17 protein-coding genes are annotated in these 19,346 nt (G+C 62.4%); 6 read left to right on the plus strand and 11 right to left on the minus strand.

Annotation, left to right across the window (positions count from 1 at the left end):
• Positions 1–23: 23 nt before the first annotated feature.
• Together DMX11_RS01815 and pdxH are read left to right on the plus strand one after the other, a co-directional pair.
• Complete coding sequence (locus DMX11_RS01815; RefSeq protein WP_110742848.1) at positions 24–1,028, plus strand: OmpA family protein; 1,005 nt, start codon at positions 24–26, stop codon at positions 1,026–1,028.
• Between the two features lie 18 nt (positions 1,029–1,046).
• Positions 1,047–1,694, plus strand: a complete 648-nt coding sequence (gene pdxH, locus DMX11_RS01820; RefSeq protein WP_110742850.1) for a pyridoxamine 5'-phosphate oxidase — start codon at positions 1,047–1,049, stop codon at positions 1,692–1,694.
• Between the two features lie 39 nt (positions 1,695–1,733).
• On the opposite strand, the gene DMX11_RS01825 is transcribed toward pdxH, so the two are convergent.
• Positions 1,734–1,967: a hypothetical protein gene (locus tag DMX11_RS01825; RefSeq protein WP_110742852.1), complete on the minus strand. Its 234-nt coding sequence runs from the start codon at positions 1,965–1,967 to the stop codon at positions 1,734–1,736.
• Positions 1,968–2,115: 148 nt separating this feature from the next.
• On the opposite strand from DMX11_RS01825, the gene DMX11_RS01830 reads away from it, so the two are divergent.
• The gene (locus tag DMX11_RS01830) at positions 2,116–2,580 is read left to right on the plus strand and encodes a glycine zipper 2TM domain-containing protein (protein ID WP_009684613.1); all 465 of its coding nucleotides are present in this window, start codon (positions 2,116–2,118) and stop codon (positions 2,578–2,580) included.
• 69 nt (positions 2,581–2,649) lie between these two features.
• Here the strand turns inward: DMX11_RS01830 and nhaA are convergent, their stop codons facing one another.
• From nhaA to DMX11_RS01870, 8 genes are all read right to left on the minus strand, one after another.
• A complete protein-coding gene (nhaA, locus tag DMX11_RS01835; RefSeq protein ID WP_110742854.1) occupies positions 2,650–3,843 on the minus strand; it encodes a Na+/H+ antiporter NhaA in 1,194 nt (397 codons plus the stop codon).
• Positions 3,844–4,121: 278 nt separating this feature from the next.
• On the minus strand, positions 4,122–5,729 hold the full coding sequence (locus DMX11_RS01840; protein ID WP_110742855.1) for an NAD(P)/FAD-dependent oxidoreductase: 1,608 nt from the start codon (positions 5,727–5,729) through the stop codon (positions 4,122–4,124).
• A 103-nt stretch (positions 5,730–5,832) separates the two neighbouring features.
• Positions 5,833–6,507, minus strand: coding sequence for a COG3650 family protein (locus DMX11_RS01845; RefSeq protein WP_110742857.1), 675 nt, complete (start codon positions 6,505–6,507; stop codon positions 5,833–5,835).
• A gap of 87 nt (positions 6,508–6,594) precedes the next feature.
• Positions 6,595–7,296 carry an ABC transporter ATP-binding protein gene (locus tag DMX11_RS01850; RefSeq protein ID WP_003254879.1) on the minus strand — a complete coding sequence of 234 codons (702 nt, stop codon included), beginning with the start codon at positions 7,294–7,296 and terminating at the stop codon, positions 6,595–6,597.
• On the minus strand, positions 7,297–8,064 hold the full coding sequence (gene livG, locus DMX11_RS01855) for a high-affinity branched-chain amino acid ABC transporter ATP-binding protein LivG (RefSeq protein ID WP_110742859.1): 768 nt from the start codon (positions 8,062–8,064) through the stop codon (positions 7,297–7,299).
• On the minus strand, positions 8,061–9,317 hold the full coding sequence (locus DMX11_RS01860) for a high-affinity branched-chain amino acid ABC transporter permease LivM (protein WP_110742860.1): 1,257 nt from the start codon (positions 9,315–9,317) through the stop codon (positions 8,061–8,063). The genes livG and DMX11_RS01860 overlap by 4 nt, the downstream gene beginning before the upstream one ends.
• Positions 9,314–10,237 (minus strand): high-affinity branched-chain amino acid ABC transporter permease LivH, encoded by a 924-nt coding sequence (gene livH / locus DMX11_RS01865; protein ID WP_003254876.1) that lies wholly within the window; start codon positions 10,235–10,237, stop codon positions 9,314–9,316. The genes DMX11_RS01860 and livH overlap by 4 nt, the downstream gene beginning before the upstream one ends.
• A 185-nt stretch (positions 10,238–10,422) precedes the next feature.
• Positions 10,423–11,538 (minus strand): branched-chain amino acid ABC transporter substrate-binding protein, encoded by a 1,116-nt coding sequence (locus tag DMX11_RS01870; protein WP_027918931.1) that lies wholly within the window; start codon positions 11,536–11,538, stop codon positions 10,423–10,425.
• A gap of 359 nt (positions 11,539–11,897) precedes the next feature.
• On the opposite strand from DMX11_RS01870, the gene DMX11_RS01880 reads away from it, so the two are divergent.
• Together DMX11_RS01880 and DMX11_RS01885 are read left to right on the plus strand one after the other, a co-directional pair.
• On the plus strand, positions 11,898–12,209 hold the full coding sequence (locus DMX11_RS01880; protein WP_110742864.1) for a DUF2288 domain-containing protein: 312 nt from the start codon (positions 11,898–11,900) through the stop codon (positions 12,207–12,209).
• A 183-nt stretch (positions 12,210–12,392) separates the two neighbouring features.
• Complete coding sequence (locus DMX11_RS01885; RefSeq protein ID WP_110742866.1) at positions 12,393–13,280, plus strand: NAD(P)-dependent oxidoreductase; 888 nt, start codon at positions 12,393–12,395, stop codon at positions 13,278–13,280.
• Here DMX11_RS01885 and DMX11_RS01890 read toward each other — a convergent pair.
• Positions 13,180–15,441, minus strand: coding sequence for a bifunctional diguanylate cyclase/phosphodiesterase (locus tag DMX11_RS01890; protein ID WP_110742867.1), 2,262 nt, complete (start codon positions 15,439–15,441; stop codon positions 13,180–13,182). The genes DMX11_RS01885 and DMX11_RS01890 overlap by 101 nt on opposite strands.
• 209 nt (positions 15,442–15,650) lie before the next feature.
• Entirely contained in the window at positions 15,651–18,497 is a 2,847-nt protein-coding gene (gene rapA, locus DMX11_RS01895; RefSeq protein ID WP_110742869.1) for an RNA polymerase-associated protein RapA, read from the minus strand.
• Between the two features lie 149 nt (positions 18,498–18,646).
• On the opposite strand from rapA, the gene DMX11_RS01900 reads away from it, so the two are divergent.
• Positions 18,647–19,342: a M949_RS01915 family surface polysaccharide biosynthesis protein gene (locus DMX11_RS01900; protein ID WP_110742870.1), complete on the plus strand. Its 696-nt coding sequence runs from the start codon at positions 18,647–18,649 to the stop codon at positions 19,340–19,342.
• Positions 19,343–19,346: the final 4 nt, after the last annotated feature.

A 19,346-nucleotide genomic window follows, 5' to 3' on the forward strand; every position in this document is an offset into this window, starting at 1 on the left:
TTCTATTTCATGGTGTATCGCTGATGTCTTCACATAAAACCTTAGCACTCGCCCTGTGCCTGACCGCCGTTACCGGCTGCGCCAGCCACGCCCCGGACGGCTCCAAGGAAGGTGGCTCCAGCTGGTGGCCTTTCGGTTCGGACAAGGTTGCCGAGCAGGAAGTGAAGGCAGCCGTCACTGAAAAAGTGGCCAAGGCCGATGCCAAGTCCGAAAGCGCCAGCCGCTGGTGGTGGCCGTTCGGTGGTGACGAAGCGCAGGCCAAGGGCCCTGTGGTGCCGAAAATCGACCAGAAGGCTACCCAGGCCTGGCTGGACGAGTACGAGCCCAAGCTGCGTGAAGCGATCAAGGACAGCAAGCTGGAACTGGAGCGCCGCGACAACGTGCTGGCCGTTACCCTCCCGGTGGACAGTTCATACAACCCCGACCGCCCAAACATGCTGCTGCCAATGACCCTTGGCCCGATCACCCGGGTGGCCAAGACGGTTGAAGGTGACCCAAAGACTGCCGTGCTGGTACTCGGCCATGCCGACACCAGTGGTGCCGCCGCTGCCAACCAGAAGCTCAGCCTGGAGCGCGCCGCTTCGGTATCGGCCATCTTCCGTCTCAGCGGCCTGCAGCGTGACCGCCTCACTCTCAAGGGCATGGGCTCGGTGATGCCGCGCGCCGCCAACGACAGCGCCGAGGGCCGCGCACTGAACCGCCGTGTGGAAATGCTGCTGACCCCGCAAAACACCATGGTCGCACTGTTGGCCAAGTACCAGCAGGCCGCCCCGACACCCGTCCCGGCCTCGATGGTGGCAGTCCAGGATGCCAAGGCACCCGCCGCCAAGGCACCCGCCGCCAAGGCCACCGACAGCAAGGCGGCGGCCAAGCCGGCAGCTAAAAAGCCGGTCGCCAAGGCCAAGGCCCCTGCCAAGACTGTCGCCAAGAAAAAAGCCGCGCCGGCCAAGCCAGCCGCCAAGCCAGCCGCGAAAAAAGCTACCACTGATAAAAAAGTAGCTGCCAACAGCCCTGCGAAGACCAACTGATCGTCAAGGAACGCAGCAATGACCCAATCCCTGGCCGATATGCGCCGCGACTACACCCGTGATGGCCTGGCTGAAGCCCAGGCCCCGGGGGAGCCCTTCGCACTGTTTCACCAGTGGTTTGCCGATGCGGTGAAAACCGAGCAGGCCCCTGTGGAAGCCAATGCCATGACCCTGGCTACTGTGGACGGCGAAGGCCGCCCACATTGCCGTGTATTGCTGCTGAAGGGGCTCGATGAGCAGGGTTTCACCTTCTTCACCAACTACGAAAGCGCCAAAGGCCAGCAACTGCAGGCCAACCCGTTTGCCGCCATGACCTTCTTCTGGCCGGCGCTGGAGCGCCAGGTTCGAATCGAAGGGCGGGTGGCAAAGGTTTCGGCCAAGGAGTCGGATGATTACTACCAGGTGCGCCCCTTGGGCAGCCGCCTGGGGGCTTGGGCTTCGCCGCAGAGCCGGGTCATTGCCGGGCGTGAAGAGTTGGAGGGCTTGGTCAAGGCAACCGAAGCGCGTTTCTCGGATACTCAGCCGCATTGCCCGGAGCATTGGGGTGGTTACCGTTTGCTGCCTGAGCGTATCGAGTTCTGGCAGGGGCGGGCTAGCCGCCTGCATGACCGTCTGAACTACCGGTTGGTGGATGGGCAATGGCTGCGCGAGCGGCTGGCGCCCTGAGGTTTTGGGGCCGCTTTGCGGCCCCTGCAATGTTCACGCTTACCCCGGATAGCCCGCCGCCTCCCGCTCCAACCACCCCGCCAGTTCCTTGCGCTTTACCCTCTCGACCCGCGCCTGCTCCAGCTTCTGCAGCATGTAGACCCGCTTCTGCGGATCCGCCCCCGCCAGCGACAACGCCTGGTCACGGTCCATCCATCGGCGCATGCGCACATACAGCCACCCGTGGAAATACAACCCTGCAACGGTGGCGACCACGACGATGAAGTAATCCATGGCTATCCTTGGTCTCACATTAAAGGCCCTTGGACACAGCCATGCAGGCTGTACCCCGGCTGAATGAAAACAATTTTATTACGTTTGTACCGTGACAGCCGTCAACGTGCAGCGTCTAATGAGCACCTGACTTATGGAGACTTTACCCATGCGTAAATCCGCTTTGCTGGTGGCGACCTTTACCACCATGTCGCTGTTGCTGGGAGGCTGTGCCTCGAGCCTGACCGGTGACAGCTACTCCCGTGATGAAGCCCGCCGCGTGCAAACCGTACGCATGGGCACCATCGAATCGCTGCGTCCGGTCAAGATCGAGGGCACCAAGACTCCGATCGGCGGTGGTGCTGGCGCCATCGTCGGTGGTGTGGCCGGCAGTGCGGTGGGTGGCGGCCGCGGCAGCATCGTTGCCGCAGTGATCGGTGCCGTGGCCGGTGGCCTGGCCGGTTCCGCTGCCGAAGAGGGCTTGACCCGCACCCAGGGTGTGGAGATCACGGTGCGTGAAGACGACGGCAGCATGCGTGCCTATGTGCAGGCGGTGCAGGAGAACGAAATCTTCCGCGTTGGCGACCGTGTGCGCATCATGACTGTTGACGGTACCAGCCGCGTCTCGCACTGACCGTAACGCAGTAAAACAAAACCCCGACCTGGCGGCTGCCAGTCGGGGTTTTTTCAATGCCTCACGCAGTTAACCTGCAGTCGGCTTGCGGCTGGCCATGGCGGTGACGGCATAGCCGATAACAGCGGCGAAGAACGAGCCGGTCAGGATGCCCATGCGGTCCATGCCCGCGTAGTCGCTGCTACCCGGTACGAAGGCGAGCGAACCCACGAACAGGCTCATGGTAAAGCCGATGCCACAGAGTATCGCGACCCCGAGCAATTGCCCCCAACGGGCCCCTGCAGGCAGTGCGGCCAGGCGCAGTTTGACTGCCAGCCAGGTGAGGCCGAATACACCCACCGTCTTGCCCAGCAACAGGCCGGCTGTGATACCCATCGGCACGGGGTGGGTGAAGCTCTGCACGCTCATGCCTGCCAACGAAACGCCGGCATTGGCGAAGGCGAACAGCGGCAGGATGGCGTAGGCGACCCAAGGGTGCAGGGCATGTTCGAGCGCCAGCAGTGGCGAAGTTTCGGCGTTGCGCGTGCGCAGCGGGATGCACAGGGCCAGGGCGACACCGGCCAGGGTGGCATGCACGCCGCTCTTGAGCACGCAGACCCACAGGATCAGGCCAACCACCATATAGGGCCCGAGCTTGACCACGCCAAGCCGGTTCATCGCCACCAGCACCACCAGGCAGGCTGCGGCAAGCAGCAGCGATAGGCTGGACAGGGTGCCGGAGTAGAACAGCGCGATGACAATGATCGCCCCCAGGTCGTCGATGATCGCCAAGGTCATCAGGAACAGTTTCAGCGATACCGGCACGCGCTTGCCCAGCAGCGCCAATACACCCAGGGCGAAGGCGATGTCGGTAGCGGTAGGGATTGCCCATCCGGCAACGGCGGCAGGGTCGTGACGGTTGATGAACCAATAGATCAGCGCGGGCACCACCATGCCGCCGATGGCGGCCGTGGCAGGTAGCACGATCTGCGACGGTTTGGACAGGTGGCCATCGACCACCTCGCGCTTGACCTCCAGGCCGATCAGCAGGAAGAACAGGGCCATCAGGCCGTCGTTGATCCACAGCAACAATGGCTTGGCGATGTTCAGCGCGCCGACCTGGACCGCGACGGGCACGTCGAGCAGGCCACTGTACAGGTAGGACAGTGGCGAATTATTGATGAGCAGTGCCAATACGGCGGCGGCAATCAGCAGCAGGCCGCTGGCGGCTTCCAGCTGGAAGAAACGGGTGAACAGGCTACGCACGGGCTGTTGGCTCTCCATGAGCAGTTTAAGAATGGTACGGGCGTACACCCTAGCCTGTAGGGATATGCTTTAAAACAAAAACTATATTCGTTTTCGTTATATGTTGTTGCAGACAGGCCTGGAGCAAGCCTAGATGGATTCAGGGAAGGAAGGGGGAGGGGAAGTCTGGCGTCTGGGGTGGATTTTTCTGATGCCTGCCAGGGCCCTTACGCGGGCAAACCGCTCCTGCAGTGAGATCACTGTCACGTGCATGAGCGGGTGTACCCGCGAAGAATGCCTGTCTGTCGATAAAAGGGTTAGAGCCCGAGCATATCCCGCGCCACCGCCTCGGCAATACGAATGCCATCGACACCTGCCGACAGGATCCCGCCGGCATAACCGGCCCCTTCACCCGCCGGGAACAGCCCCTTGACGTTCAGGCTCTGGTAATCCTCTGCGCGGGTAATCCGCAATGGCGACGAGGTACGCGTCTCGATCCCGGTCAACACCGCGTCATGCAGGTTGTAACCCTTGATCTGCCGATCGAACGCCGGCAGCGCCTCGCGGATCGCCTCGATGGCAAAGTCCGGCAAGCTCGGCGCCAGGTCACCCAAGGTCACGCCCGGCTTGTAGGACGGCTCGACACTGCCCAATGCGGTGGATGGCCGGCCGGCGACAAAGTCGCCTACCAGTTGCGCCGGGGCCTGGTAGTTGCTGCCACCCATCACGTAGGCGTGGGCTTCCAGGCGCTCCTGCAGTTCGATACCGGCCAGTGGGCCGCCCGGGTAGTCGCGTTCGGGGTCGATGCCGACGACGATGCCGGAGTTGGCATTGCGCTCGTTACGCGAGTACTGGCTCATGCCGTTGGTAACCACCCGGCCCGGCTCGCTGGTGGCCGCGACCACGGTGCCACCTGGGCACATGCAGAAGCTGTACACCGAGCGTCCGTTCTTGGCGTGATACACCAGCTTGTAATCGGCAGCACCGAGTTTTGGGTGGCCGGCGTACTTGCCCAGGCGTGCCTTGTCGATCAGCGTTTGCGGGTGTTCGATACGGAAGCCTACCGAAAACGGCTTGGCTTCCATGTACACGCCCTTGGCGTGCAGCATGCGGAAGGTGTCGCGGGCGCTATGGCCCAGGGCCAGGACGACGTGACGTGAATGCAGTTGCTCGCCACTTTCCAGGACCACACCCGTCAGTTGGCCATTGTCGATCAGCAGGTCGGTGACCTTCTCCTGAAAGCGCACTTCTGCACCCAGGGCGATCATGTCCTGGCGCATTTGCTCGACCATGCCGGTAAGGCGGAAGGTACCGATGTGCGGCTTGTTGATGTAGAGGATCTCGTCCGGCGCACCGGCCTTGACGAATTCTTCCAGCACCTTGCGGCCGTGGTGTTGCGGGTCCTTGATCTGGCTGTAGAGCTTGCCGTCGGAGAAGGTGCCGGCGCCGCCTTCACCGAACTGCACGTTGGACTCTGGGTTGAGCACGCTTTTGCGCCACAGGCCCCAGGTATCCTTGGTGCGCTGGCGCACTTCCTTGCCGCGTTCGAGGATGATCGGCTTGAAGCCCATTTGTGCCAGCAGCAGGCCCGCAAAGATGCCGCACGGGCCGAAACCGACCACGATCGGACGCTCTTGCAGGTCGGCCGGGGCCTGGCCAACGAACTTGTAGGTAACGTCCGGGGCGGGACCGATGTTGCGATCGTCGGCGAACTTGTCGAGCAGTTCGGCTTCGTTGCTGGCTTCCAGGTCGATGGTGTAGATGAACAGCAGTTCGCTGTTCTTCTTGCGCGCATCGTAGCTGCGCTTGAACAGGTTGAAGCTGAGCAGTTGCTCGTCGCGGATGCCCAGGCGCTGGACGATGGCTTCGCGCAACGCTTCGTCGGGATGGTCCAGGGGCAGCTTCAGTTCGGTGATTCGTAGCATGGCAGGGTCCAGTATCCCGGCCATGGGCGGCCGGCGGCTTTACTCAAACCGCCAAGTATAAGCTGTTAGCCGCCCCGACTGGCAGGATAAAAGCGCCCGGCGATCAGTTGTCGCGCGCACCCCCGTAGTAACCGCAGCCTCGCAGGGTCTGACCGTCGATGCGCAGTTCGGCGCGCAGGTGGTGGATGGCGCCGGTGGCGCTGTCGACGCAGCGTTGCGGGGCGACCCACAGTTCCACGTGCTGGCCGTTGGCTTCGCTGGTCAGGGTCAGGCCGCCGCCGGGCACTTCTTCTTCGAGGAACGGCAGGGGCAGCGGGTCTTTGCCGATGCGGTTGAGCACCATGCCCTTGCCGCTGGCCTTGATGTCCCAGTCCGGTTCATGGCCATTGGCGCGCAGGGTCAGCTGCTTGAAGTTGGGGTCGTCGCAAGCACGGGTGGAGGGCTCCAGGCGGTACAGGCGGCTGACTTCCAGCTGGCCGTCGTTGTCGGCCTGCTTGGCGCCCGTGAGGCGACCGCGCACGTCGGCGAACAACTTGGCGTTGGCGTCCTTGGCCAGGTTGGCGGACTCCTGCAGGATGCCGGTGCTGGCGACGTCGTTGATCACGAAGCGGCGTGCTTCGCCGCAGGGTTTGAACAACAGGCGGCCGCCGTTAGCGCTCAGTTCGCCCTGCATGCGCGTGGTGCCGATGTTCGGGTCACGGGGCTGCTCGGCCAGTAACTGGCAGCCAGCGAACAGGGGCAGCAGGGCACTGAGCAGCAGGGTCGGGGTGAGGCGCATGGGGCGGGCTCCGGAAATCTTTGCCAAAGAGCTGGCCACGATACACGTCCTGCGGGCAGAAAAAAGGGCCCGAAGGCCCTTTTTCATTCAACCCCCCAGGTAGGCATCGCGCACCTTCGGGTCGGTCAGCAGTGCCTCACCGGTGCCCTGCATCACTACCCGGCCGTTCTCCAGCACATACGCCCGGTCGGCGATCTTCAGCGCCTGGTTGGCGTTCTGCTCCACCAGGAACACCGTCACGCCATCGCGGCGCAGCTGTTCGATGATGTCGAAGATCTGCTGGATGATGATCGGCGCCAGGCCCAGCGAAGGCTCATCGAGCAGCAGCAGCTTGGGCTTGCTCATCAGCGCCCGGCCGATGGCAAGCATTTGTTGCTCGCCACCGGACATGGTGCCGCCGCGCTGGATGTAACGTTCCTTCAGGCGCGGGAACAGTTGCAGGACTTTGTCCAGTTGCTCCTGATAGTCGCCCTTGTCGGTGAAGAAACCGCCCATGGCCAGGTTTTCCTCGACGGTCAGGCGAGCGAACACGCGACGGCCTTCCGGCACTACCGCGATGCTCTTGCGCATGATGTGCGATGACGGCTGGCCAACCAGTTCTTCACCCAGGTACTTGATGCTGCCGCTGTGCGCCTGCGGCGAACCGCACAGGGTCATCAGCAAGGTCGACTTGCCGGCACCGTTGGCGCCGATCAGGGTGACGATCTCGCCCTGGTTGATCTCCACGTTGACGCTGTGCAGCGCCTGAATCTTGCCGTAGAAGGTGGAAACGTTTTCGAACTTCAGCATTTACGCTTCCCCCAGGTAGGCTTTGATCACGTCAGGGTTGTCGCGGATCTCCTCCGGCGTGCCGTGCGCCAGGGGGGTACCCTGGTTGATCACCACGATATGGTCGGAGATGCTCATCACCAGCTTCATGTCGTGCTCGATCAGCAGCACGGTGACGTTGTGCGACTCACGCAGGTAGGCGATCAGAGCCTTGAGGTCTTCGGTTTCCTTCGGGTTCAGGCCGGCTGCCGGTTCATCGAGCATGATGATGCGTGGCTGGGTCATCATGCAGCGGGCGATTTCCAGGCGGCGTTGCTGCCCGTAGGCGAGGGTGCCGGCGGTACGGTTGGCGAACTCGGTCAGGTTGACTTTCTCCAGCCAGTACTGCGCGCGTTCCATGGCCTCCTTCTCGCTGCGGCGGAAGCCTGGGGTCTTGAACAGGCCGGCGAAGAAGTTGGTGTTGAGGTGACGGTGCTGGGCGATCAGCAGGTTTTCCAGTGCGGTCATTTCCTTGAACAGGCGCACGTTCTGGAAGGTCCGCACCACGCCCTTGCGGGCGATCTGGTGGCCGGCCAGGCCCTGAATCGGCTGGCCATCGAGCAGGATCGTGCCGCCGCTGGGCTTGTAGAAGCCGGTCAGGCAGTTGAACACGGTGGTCTTGCCGGCACCGTTCGGGCCGATCAATGCCACCACCTGTTTTTCCTTGACGGTCAGGGCCACGCCGTTGACCGCCAACAAGCCGCCGAAGCGCATGCTCAGGCCGCTGACTTGCAGAATTTCACGGCTCATCGATGCAGCTCCATGTGTGGACGTTGCATAGGCAGCAAGCCTTGCGGACGCCAGATCATCATCAACACCATCAGCGCACCGAACATCAGCATCCGGTATTCGCTGAACTCACGCATCAGCTCGGGCAGCAGGATCATCACAATGGCCGCGAGGATCACGCCCAGTTGTGAGCCCATGCCGCCGAGCACGACGATGGCGAGGATGATCGCCGACTCGATGAAGGTAAACGACTCCGGTGTGACCAGGCCCTGGCGCGCGGCGAAGAAGCTGCCGGCGAAACCGGCGAAGCAGGCACCCAGGGTGAACGCCGAGAGCTTGATCACGGTCGGGTTCAGGCCCAGTGCACGGCAGGCGATCTCGTCTTCACGCAGTGCTTCCCAGGCACGGCCGATCGGCATGCGCAGCAGGCGGTTGATCACGAACAGCGCCAGCAGCGCCAGCAGCAGGGCGACCAGGTAGAGGAAGATGACCTTGTTGATCGAGTTGTATTCCAGCCCGAAGAACTCGTGGAAGGTCTGCATGCCCTCTGCGGCACGACGTTCGAAGGTGAGGCCAAAGAACTCTGGCTTGGGGATGTTGCTGATGCCGTTCGGGCCACCGGTCCAGTCGGTGAGGTTGCGCAGGAACAGGCGGATGATCTCGCCGAAGCCGAGGGTCACGATCGCCAGGTAGTCACCACGCAGGCGCAGTACCGGGAAGCCGAGGAGGAAGCCGAAGGTGGCGGCCATCAGGCCGGCGATCGGCAGGCACACCCAGAAGCTCCAGCCCAGGTAGTGCGAGAGCATGGCGTAGCTGTAGGCGCCGACGGCGTAGAAGCCGACGTAACCGAGATCGAGCAGGCCTGCCAGGCCGACCACGATGTTCAGGCCCAGGCCCAGCAACACGTAGATCAGGATCAGCGTGGCAATGTCGACCGCGCCGCGCGAACCGAAGAACGGCCATACCAGTGCCGCGACGATCAGCCCCATGATCACATAGCGCTGGGTTTTCGGCAGGGTCAGGTAGTTGCTGACAGCCGGCGGGATCAGTTTGCGATCCGAACGGCGGCCCATCACCGCGCTCCACTGCTTGTCGAACAGCACGCGCAGGAACATCAGCACCGAACACACGGCGATGATGCTGATGGTGAACGAGCCTTGGCTGTGCACGACCAGGCTGATGCCGTCGATGCTCAGTTTCAGGCCCAGCACCGGGAAGGCCACGGCCCATACCAGCAAGGCGCTGAAGAACGCCTGTTTGAGATTTCTGTTCATACTTTTTCAACCTCCGGGCGGCCGAGGATGCCGGTCGGCCGGAACAGCAGGACAAGAACCAACAAGCCGAATGCCACCACGTCCTTGTACTGGTCGCCGAAGATATCGGCGCCAAACGCTTCGGCCACGCCCAGCACCAGCCCGCCGAGCATGGCGCCCGGGATGCTGCCGATGCCGCCCAGCACCGCCGCGGTGAAGGCCTTCAGGCCCACCAGGAAACCGGCGTTGGGGTTGATCACCCCGTACTGCATGCTCAGCAGCACGGCCGCCACGGCGGCCAGGGCGGCACCGATGACGAAGGTGAGGGCGATGATGTTGTTGGTGTTGATGCCCAGCAGGTTGGCCATCTTGATGTCCTCGGCGCAGGCGCGGCAGGCGCGGCCCAGGCGGGAGCGGGAGATGAACAGGGTGAGCAGGGTCATGGCGACCAGGGTGACCACGAACACCAGGACCTGCATGTAGCTGATCAGTACTTCTTCAGCACCGCCTGGCCCGAACGAGAAGCTGCCGGGTATCAGGTTGGGGATGGACTTGTCCTTGGAGTCCTGCGAGAGCAAGACCGTGTTCTGCAGGAAGATCGACATGCCGATGGCGGAAATCAGCGGGATCAGGCGGTTGCTGTTGCGCAGGGGGCGGTAGGCAACCCGTTCGATGCTGTAGCCATAGGCACTGGTGACGAAGATCGTCGCGACGAAGGCGACGGTCATCAGAATCGGCAGCGAATGGATACCCATCATGGCCAGGCCCGCCAGGGCGATGAAGGCCACGTAGGAACCGATCATGTACACCTCGCCGTGGGCGAAGTTGATCATGCCGATGATGCCGTACACCATCGTGTAGCCGATGGCGATCAAGGCATAGGTGCTGCCGATGGTCAATCCATTAACCAGTTGTTGGAAGAAATGGTAGATCTCAGGCATTACAGCGCTCCTAAAAACCTGATTTGCATTTCGCTGGCGGGGGTAAGGCCAGGAAACCGCGGGTGACGGTTTTAAGATTTTCAGGTGGGCCCGCCCCCGGATCGCGGGGATCAGGCCCATGAACCTCGTAAAACAAAGCCCACTGCTCGCACAGTGGGCTTATAGGTCAGCTATTAGTCACGCAGTTACTGAGGGGAGACTTCGGTCTTCGGCTTGCCGAAATGCCATTCGTAGACCACGAACTTGAAGTCTTTCAGGTCGCCTTTCTCGTCGTACGACAAGGTGCCGGTCGGGGTCTTGAAGGAACCGGCGTGGATGGCGGCTGCCACCTTGTCGGTGTCTTCGGACTTGGCCGCTTCGATACCTTTGGCGATCAGCTCCACAGCCGAGTAGGCCGGGAACACGAACGGGCCGCTCGGGTCCTTGCCGTCAGCCTTGATGGCGTCGACGATGGCCTTGTTCTCAGGGTCGGCGTCGAACGACTTCGGCAGGGTGACCAGCAGGCCTTCGGAAGCACCTTGGGCGATCTGCGAGATGGAGTCGTTACCCACGCCTTCCGGGCCCATGAACTTGGCTTTCAGGCCTTTTTCCTGGGCTTGGCGCAGGATCAGGCCCAGCTCTGGGTGGTAGCCGCCGTAGTAGACGAAGTCGACATTGTTTTGCTTGAGCTTCTGGATGATCGAGGAGAAGTCCTTGTCACCGGCGTTCAGGCCTTCGAAGACAGCAACCTTGGTGCCTTTCTTCTCGAGGGTTTGCTTGACCGCGGTGGCGATGCCTTCACCGTACTGCTGCTTGTCGTGCAGAACGGCAACGACCTTCGGCTTGACGTGGTCGGCGATGTAGTTGCCGGCAGCCGGGCCCTGAGCGCTGTCCAGGCCGATGGTGCGGAAGATCAGCTTGTAGCCACGGGCGGTGATTTCCGGCGAAGTGGCGGCCGGGGTGATCATGATCACGCCTTCGTCTTCGTAGATGTCGGACGCAGGCTGGGTGGAGCTGGAGCACAGGTGGCCGATGACGAACTTGACGCCGTCGTTGACCACTTTGTTGGCGACTGCCACGGCCTGTTTAGGGTCGCAGGCGTCGTCGTATTCCTTGGCTTCGAGCATCTTGCCATCGACGCCGCCCTTGGCGTTGATATCCTTGATGGCTTGCTTGGCGCCGATGAACTGCATGTCGCCGTACTGGGTCACGGGACCCGTCTTAGGACCGGCGATGCCGATCTTGATGGTATCGGCGGCAAACGAATGGCTGGCTACCCCGGCCAGTACCATTGCGGCGAACAGCTTGGAAATCTTGATCATAGTGCTCCACTCATTCTGTTGTAATTCTTATAGTCCTGGCGGCCAGGGCTACAGACCGGGCGGGATTTGCGGCGTGGCCATGCCAACGCGCAAGCCCACCTTCCCCCGGAACATGTCCCGGAACTGTACCGGTACAGTGTAGAGCGCTGTTCGCGCGCTTGAAAAGCGGGCAAAAAGTACCTGTTCCGCGGGTTGTCGCATGATCGACACAAAGATACAAAAAGGCGCCATCAATTTGCCTGCATCTTGAGCCCCACCCCACAACTTCGGGGCTAATCGACCAAATTACATATTTGAAACCGGGTTTTTCTGCAAAAATGCCGGCCATTTTTATTGGCCGATTTTTGCGGATACCACCCATGACTGATCAAACAAGCACCCTCTATGCCAAATTGGTTGGCGAGACGGCAATCATCGAGTGGAAAGCGCTGGAGCGTTTCTGGGCAAAGGGTGACCTGATTTGGGTCGACCCCAGCCTCGACCTGATCACCGTTGCCGAGGCGATGGCCGAGAATCGCAGCGAGATCTTCGCCAAGTGGCGTAGTGATGGCACTGTCGGGCCGGTATCGGCCGAACAGGCGCTGGACCTGCAAACCCGCGATCCAGAGATCTGGGCCGTGGTGGTTTCGCCGTTCATCGTGATCCAGATAAAGCGGCCGACTGAAGCGTGATCTTTTTTTGTGCGCAAAAATGCGCAGTAGCCCCGTTTTGGTGCGCGTAGGCGTTCAAGACGGGTGGAGGTAAGTAACAATTCGGCGTGGCGGTAACAGTTTACGGGATGCGTAATGTGTCCTTGGTCCTACCAGGCCGCTTGTGGCCAGCCTGGAAATGTTCGACTGAGTCAGGAGTCATCGATGAGTACTGCACTACCTTCGCTTGGATTCGCCGGTATCGGCCTGATGGGCCTGCCCATGTGCCGACGTCTGCTGGCCGCGGGTTATCCGCTGACCGTGTGGAACCGCAGCCCGGACAAGTGCGCTGCGCTGGTCGCCGCCGGCGCACGCCTGGCCACCAGCCCGGCCGAGCTGTGTCGTGACAGCGACATGGTGCTGCTGTGCCTGGCCGACACCGCAGTGGTGCGCGAGGTAGTGTTCGGTGAGCAAGGCATTGCCCAAGGTGGGCGCAGCGGCCAGTTGCTGATCGATTTCTCCAGCCTCGAACCCACCGCCACCCGTGAAATGGCCGCTGAACTGGCGGTGCTGTGCGGGATGGCCTGGCTGGATGCGCCGGTTTCTGGCGGCACGCCCGGTGCCGAATCTGGCACCCTGGCAATCATGGTCGGCGGCGACACGGCTGACCTGCAGCGCGCGCATCCGGTTTTGCAGGTGCTTGGCCAGCGGGTGACGCACATGGGCGCAGTGGGTGCCGGCCAGGTGACCAAGGCCTGTAACCAGATGATCGTGGCCTGCAATGCCTTGGTGATTGCCGAAGTGGTGGCACTGGCCGAACAGTCCGGGGTGGACGCGACACTGATCGCCGAAGCGCTTGCCGGCGGTTTTGCCGATTCAAAACCGTTGCAGATCCTTGCGCCACAAATGGCCGAAAGCCGGTTCGAGCCGATCAAGTGGCACGTGCGCACGTTGCTCAAGGACCTCGATGGCGCGGTCAAGTTCTCACGCGAGCAGGGTTCGGCAACACCGCTCAGTGGCCTCGCCGCGCAGTTGATGCGCCTGCACGGTAGCCAGGGTTACCTGCATAAAGATCCGGCGACCCTGGTAGAACTGTATCGCAACAAGGGCTGAGCACAGCATCCTGGCGCAGCCGCTCAAGCAGTGGCTGCAGTTCGCCCATCGGCAGTGGGCGCGCCAGCAGGTAGCCCTGCAGGTAGTCGCAGCCATGGCTTTCAAGAAACGCACGTTGCTCGGGGGTTTCCACACCCTCGCTGACCACCTGCAGGTGCAAGGTATGCGCCATGATGATGATCGCCTGGACGATTTCGCGGTCTTTCTGGCTGCCGGGTACGTCCTGCAGGAAAGTGCGGTCGATCTTCAGCACGTCCAGCGGCAGGCGTTTGAGATAGGCGAGGGAGGAGTAGCCGGTGCCGAAATCGTCGATCGACAGAGCCACGCCCAGGGCACGAACGCGCTTGAGTAGGTTGACAGTGCGCTGGATATCACCCATCAGGGCGTTTTCGGTTATCTCCAGCTCCAGCTGGCGCGCCGAGAGCCCGGCATGGAACAGCGCCATCTCCACTTCGTGGGGGAGTTCGTCGTGGCTCAAGGTCACAGCCGAGCAATTGACCGTGACCTTGAGCTCGCCATAACCGTGGCGTTGCAGGTAGGCGAGGTCGGCACAGGCGTGGCGCAGCACCCACAGGTCAAGGTCGATGATCAGGCCGTTGGCTTCGGCAATACCGATAAAGCGATCGGGGCCGAGTAGGCCATGCTGCGGATGCTGCCAGCGCACCAAGGCCTCCAGTTTGGCCACATGCCCATGGCGCAGGTCAAAAATTGGCTGGTAATGCACGCACAACCCGCGTTCTTCCAGCAGGGCCAGGCGCAGTTCTTCTTCCAGTTGCAAGGCAATCGAGGCCCGCGCCTTCAGGCTGTCGTTGAAGAAGTTGAGGCTGTTGCGCCCGTTGTCCTTGGATTGATACAGGGCCAGGTCGGCATGCTTGAGCAGCTCTTCGGCGGTTTTGCCATCGTCCGGGAAAATGCTGATGCCGATGCTGGTGGTCATGACCATCCGCCGGCCGCCAAGGTCGATGGGGTCTTTCATGCGTTGCATGATGCGCTGGCCGAGGTGGCGGGCTTCATCACGGTTGTTGAGGCTGGTGACCACGCAGAATTCGTCGCCGCCAAAGCGCGCCACCAGGTCGTGGCTACGGGTGGCCGCCTTGATGTGGTTGGCAATCACCTTGAGCAGCTGGTCACCGGCGTCGTGACCGAGGCTGTCATTGATGCGCTTGAAATGGTCGATGTCGAGGAACATCACGGCCAGGCGGCTTTCGCTGGCCTGGTGCTCAGCCAGGCGTTCGGCGAGCACCTGGTTGAAGCCACGGCGATTGACCAGGTTGGTCAGGGCGTCATAGTGGGCCGCCTGCTGCAGCGAAGCGCGGGCTTGGTCCAGCTGGCTGAGCAGCTCGCTGACCCGGCGCAGGTCGTGGTCCTTGCTTTGCAGCTTTTTGTCCGCCAGCGCGGCACTGATGCTCGCGCCACTGATCAGCAAGGTGATGAAGCCAATGCCCAGCGCCAGTTGGAGGCTGTTGTCGCCAGACGGCAGACGTAGCGCGGTATCGGCCGGAATGACCAGGGTCATGGCCGACATCGCGGTAAAGTGGGTGGCAACGATGCCGCCCGCCATCAGCAGGCTGGCGCCATATTTCATGGCTTGGTACAGGGTACCGCTGCCATTGCGGAAATAGCGGGCCATGCACAGTGCAGCCAGGCTGGTGAGCAGGGCAATGGCGGCGGAGGTCAGTAGCAGCCCGGTCTGGTAGTACTGACGAGCGCCGGTTTCCATCGCGGCCATGCCGACAAAGTGCATCAGGATGATGCCCAGGCCGATCAGTACCGCGCTTTGCACGAAATGCCACCCACGCATCTGCTTGCGTTCGAGGCTGTGCATGGCCAGCCAGGCCACGCCCAGGGCGATAAGCAGCGAAAGGATGGTCAAGGAAACGTCGTAGTGCACTTCCACCGGGGCCTGAAAGGCCAGCATGCTGATGAAATGCATGGCCCAGATGCCACCCGCCAGGCAGCAGGCGCCGAGCATGTTCCATTGTCGGTGTGCGGTGGGGTCGTCGCTGTGAGACTGGCGCTCGGCCATGTCGAGGGTGGCGAAGCAGGCTGCGCAGGCGACGAAATAGGCGAGCAGAACCAGCAGCGGCTCATGCCGACAATCGATGACGATACGCCCGGATGCCGGAAGATCGGCGAACAGTTGCAGCCCCAGCCACTCCATGGAATGCCTCTTGATCGAGTTTTCACTCGTCTGCGCTACAACCCTGTGCAGACTGTCCAGAGGCAGTATAGGAAGAGGTGTTTAAGCCTTCCTGAATAATGGCATATTGATTTCTACCATTTGGTTATCGTTTCAATCGCTGCCAGGAATATTGCTGTCCCTGTGGGAGCGGGCCCCGCGCCCCCAGGGGCAGCGGGGCCTGATCTTGCTTAGCCAGCCACCAGTACGCGAATGGCTTCCAGGCGCAGGGCGGCCTTCTCCAGCATCGCCAGGCCATCTTCGCGCTGCTTGCGCAAGGCGTCGATTTCGCTGTCACGTACACTCGGGTTGACCGCTCGCAACGCTACCAGGCGCGCCAGCTCTTCGTCGGCCTCGGCTGCGAGGCGGCGCTGGGCTTCGGCCACACGCTCGACGTGGGTCGGCAGAATTTTCTGCTCGCCGCCGCTGATACGCTTGGCCAGCACATCGCGCTGGGCCTGGACGAACTTGTTGGCGCTGGCTCGCGGCACGCTTTCGAGCTGATCGTTGAGGGTTTCGAACGCCACGCGCGATGCCAGGTCGTTGCCGTTGGCATCGAGCAGGCAGCGCAACGCAGCCGGTGGCAGATAGCGGCCCAGTTGCAGGCTGCGGGGTGCCACCACCTCGCTCACGAACAGCAGCTCCAGCAGCACGGTACCCGGCTTCAGTGCTTTGTTCTTGATCAGCGCCACGGCGGTGTTGCCCATCGAACCGGACAGCACCAGGTCCATGCCGCCCTGCACCATCGGGTGTTCCCAGGTGAGGAACTGCATGTCCTCGCGAGACAGCGCCTGCACACGGTCGTAGGTGATGGTGACGCCTTCGTCGTCGCCCAGCGGGAAGCTGGCGTCGAGCATCTTCTCGCTCGGTTTGAGAATCAGGGCGTTTTCGGAATGGTCCTCGCTGTCGATACCGAAGGCGTCGAACAGGGTTTCCATGTAAATCGGCAGGGCGAATTGGTCGTCCTGTTCAAGAATGGCCTCCACCAGCGCTTCGCCCTCACCGGCGCCGCCAGAATTCAGCTCCAGCAGGCGATCCCGGCCGGTGTGCAGTTCGGCTTCCAGGCGCTCGCGCTCGCCGCGTGCGTCTGCCACCAGGGCCTCCCAGGCCTTGCTTTCACCACCTTCGAGCAGCGGCAGCAGGCGTGGGCCGAATTGGTGTTGCAGGGCATTGCCGGTCGGGCAGGTATTCAGGAAGGCGTTGAGGCCCTCGTGGTACCACTGGAACAGGCGTTCTTGCGGGCTGTCCTGCAGATACGGCACATGCAGCTGGATGGTGTGCTTCTGGCCGATCCGGTCGAGGCGGCCGATGCGCTGCTCCAGCAGGTCCGGGTGTGCCGGCAGGTCAAACATCACCAGGTGGTGCGAAAACTGGAAGTTGCGGCCTTCACTGCCGATCTCGGAACAGATCAGCACTTGGGCGCCGAATTCTTCATCGGCGAAGTAGGCGGCGGCGCGGTCACGCTCGAGGATGCTCATGCCTTCATGGAACACCGAGGCCGGAATGCCGGAGCGCACGCGCAAGGCGTCTTCCAGGTCCATGGCGGTTTCAGCGTGGGCACAGATCACCAGTACCTTGGTGCGTTTGAGCATCTTCAGGGTGTCGATCAGCCAATCGACCCGGGGGTCGAAACGCCACCAGCGCTGGTCGTCGGCCACGTCACCCTGAGCCTGGAAGGCAACTTCCGGGTACAGCTCCGCTCGCTCGCCTGCTGGCAGGTCGCGGTACTGCTCGGGCATGGCCACCGGGTAAGGGTGCAACTGCCGCTCAGGGAAGCCCTGGACCGCAGCACGGGTGTTACGGAACAGCACGCGGCCAGTGCCGTGGCGGTCGAGCAGTTCGCGGATCAGGCGCGCGCTGGCCTGGGTGTCGCCATCGCTGACCGCGGCCAGAAGGGCTTCGCCCTCGGCGCCCAGAAAGCCCTGGATAGTGGCGTGAGCCTTGGGCGACAGGCGGCCTTCGTCAAGCAGTTCCTGCACGGCTTCGGCCACCGGGCGGTAGTGCTCGCTCTCGGCGCGGAAGGCGGCCAGGTCGTGGAAGCGGTTGGGGTCGAGCAGGCGCAGGCGGGCGAAGTGGCTGTCCTGGCCGAGCTGCTCGGGGGTGGCGGTGAGCAGCAGGACGCCCGGAATTACCTGGGACAGTTGCTCGACCAGGCCGTATTCGGCGCTGACCTGGTCTTCGTGCCAGACCAGGTGGTGGGCTTCGTCGACCACCATCAGGTCCCAGCCGGCGGCAAACAGCGCGTCCTGGGCCTTTTCGTCCTCGACCAGCCATTCCAGGGCAACCAGCGCCAGTTGGGCGTCTTCGAACGGGTTGCTGGCATCGCTTTCGATGAAGCGCTCGGCGTCGAACAGTGCCACCTGCAGGTTGAAGCGACGGCGCATTTCCACCAGCCACTGGTGCTGGAGGTTTTCCGGCACCAGGATCAGTACGCGGCTGGCGCGGCCCGACAGCAGTTGGCGGTGAATGACCAGGCCGGCCTCGATGGTTTTACCCAAGCCCACTTCGTCGGCCAACAATACCCGTGGGGCGCTGCGGTCGGCGACTTCGCGGGCGATGTGCAACTGGTGGGCGATGGGTTGCGCGCGACAACCGCCCAGGCCCCACAGTGGCGACTGCATCTGCTTGCTGGTGTGCTGCAGAGTGTTGTAGCGCAAGCTGAACCACGACAGCGGGTCGATCTGCCCGGCGAACAGGCGGTCGCTGGCCAGGCGGAACTGGATGAAGTTGGACAGCTGGGTTTCCGGCAGGGTACGCGGCTGGTTTTGCCCGTCCAGGCCGTGGTAGACCATCAGCCCGTCGATGTCCTCGACCTCACGCACGGTGAGCTTCCAGCCTTCGAAGTGGGTGATCTGGTCACCTGGCGAGAAGCGCACGCGGGTCAGCGGCGCGTTGCGCAGGGAATACTGGCGGGTGTCGCCAGTGGCCGGGTAGAGCACGGTCAACAGGCGGCCATCCTGCGCCAGGATGGTACCCAGGCCGAGCTCTGCTTCGCTGTCGCTGATCCAGCGTTGCCCCGGTTGATACTGCTGCGCCATACTGCCTGAACTCCCGCGATGAAAAAGCCGATTATGTTAACGGATCGGCCGGTCAGACCAAAGTGCCGAGCGCACCGAAAGCATTCGAAAGCACAGTCTAGCCGTTTCATCGCCCTGTACTGCGCCGCCGACGAGGGCCACGGATCAACATGTCTGCCAAGCATTGCTGGATCAGCACCTCGATGGCCGTGGGCAGCCTGTTGCTGCTGAGCGGCTGCGAGCAGAAGAACTACGAGCCCTTGCCCCCCATTCCAATGGAGCAGCTTGAGGTACTGGGCGTGCAGACGCCAATCAAGAGCGTGCACTTTCGTGACCGCGATGGCGAAGGCTTGCTGGTGTTGAGCCGCAGCGACGGCCAGGCCAGCGACCCCGAAAGCGAGCAGGAAGTGGACAAGGTGGTACTCAAGGCCACCTTGTACGGGCGTGCAGCCGAAAGCGATGCCTTCAAAGCGCGCTGGCAGATCGAACAGGAAACCACCTGCCCGGGGCTGGACCTGGATGTGGACTTCTATAATGACGTGAGTGATGTCAGCGACCTGAACAAGGACGGCGTAGCCGAGGTGACGGTGGCCAGCCATGCCTTCTGTGGTGGCGGTATCGACCCCCACGACATTGCCATCGAGATGCGCGAAGGGCAGGCGAGCTACACCATTACCGGCCAGTCGCTGATCACCCCGGCGGGCGAAGAACCGGTCGGCGGCGAGCGCGACGACAGCGCCTCGCTGAAAGCCGCGCCGCAGGTATTGCGCGATCATATGGATGCAGTCTGGCAGCAGGTCTACAAGCGGCCGTGGAGCGAAGCCAGCCCACCCAGCGATGACGACCTTGACGACGAACCCGAGTAAATGT

This window comes from Pseudomonas sp. LB-090624, from assembly GCF_003205205.1.
Lineage (GTDB): Bacteria > Pseudomonadota > Gammaproteobacteria > Pseudomonadales > Pseudomonadaceae > Aquipseudomonas.